The 251-nt window shown below is 44.2% G+C and carries 1 protein-coding gene; it reads left to right on the forward strand.

The genetic code is table 11. From position 1 onward, the window contains the following. The coding region (locus tag KVS71_RS18010; RefSeq protein WP_217585219.1) for an outer membrane beta-barrel protein at window positions 1-251 on the forward strand (251 nt) is incomplete at both ends.

Consider the following 251-nt stretch of genomic DNA (forward strand, 5'->3'; position numbering starts at 1 on the left):
TCACTGCAAAAGACCAGTAACACCAATTACTTCAGTTATGGTTTTTCCTTTAACGGCAATGTGCAATTGCCGCTTGGGTTTAGCATTTATGCAGCTGCCAATTACTGGCTTAATACCGGGCTGGCTGCGGGGTACAACCAGCACATTACCTTATTGAACGGATATATAGCTAAATCCATGGCCCATAACCGGGCACTTTTGAAGTTGCATGTATCTGACCTGCTTAACCGTAATACGAGCATTGAACGTAC

It is taken from the genome of Microbacterium sp. GbtcB4 (genome assembly GCF_019091465.1).
GTDB classification, from domain to species: domain Bacteria; phylum Actinomycetota; class Actinomycetes; order Actinomycetales; family Microbacteriaceae; genus Microbacterium; species Microbacterium paraoxydans.